Raw genomic sequence first — 843 nt, forward strand, 5'->3', positions numbered from 1 at the left:
CTAAAATTCCACCTAAAAATCCTTTGTGATGAAAACTTTGAACGCCTAAAAGACATACAACTACGCCTAGAAAACGATGAGATTGTGCTACAAGATTCTACAGGCAACCCACACATCTACCAAATCCCAAGCCACCAAAACATAGAATCCCATAAACTCCAAAAAGCCATATTCCACAACAAACGCACACTTATAGAATCTTGCCTTTTTGGCGTGGATATAAACCACAATTCTTGCGAAATCACAAAGCTAAGACTTTGGATAGAGCTACTGAAATATAGCTACTATATCTTTGAAAATGGCAAAAACACAAACACCCTCCAAACTCTCCCAAACATAGACATCAACATAAAATGCGGCAATAGCCTTATAAGCTATTTTGACATCACCCAAAGCCTTAGCCATTATCCCAACATAAACACCAAGATAAAAGACTACAAACAAGCCGTGCAAAACTACAAAGAGGGCTTATACCAAGACAAACAAGCCCTAGATTCAAAGATAAAAGAACTCCACGAAGCCTTTAAAAACTTTTGTTTCAAAGACAAATTCAAATCCCAAATCAAAGCCTTTGAAAAAGAGTGCGACAAATACAGCGCTCAATATGGCAACTACCTAGCCAAAGATGACAAAAATCTCTCAATCTATGTCAAGGCAGGATTTTTCCTAGAGTTTGATGAAGCAGTAGCACAAAAAGACTTCGCCACGCTCCAAGAATCCTATAATGCACTCTTTAATCTCGAATCAAACAAGCCTTTTGAATGGCGCTTTGCATTCCCAGAAGTGCTAGATAACAATGGCGATTTTTTGGGCTTTGATTTAGTGATAGGCAATCCACCTTAT

Annotated in this window: 1 pseudogene; it reads left to right on the plus strand. The window is 38.2% G+C overall.

Going from position 1 to position 843, the window contains the following annotated elements:
• A pseudogene (locus tag CCY97_RS08350) lies at positions 1-843 on the plus strand (class I SAM-dependent DNA methyltransferase); the annotation flags it as partial.

Origin of the sequence: Helicobacter sp. 10-6591 (genome assembly GCF_003288805.1) — a bacterium.
In the GTDB taxonomy this organism is placed as follows: domain Bacteria; phylum Campylobacterota; class Campylobacteria; order Campylobacterales; family Helicobacteraceae; genus Helicobacter_F.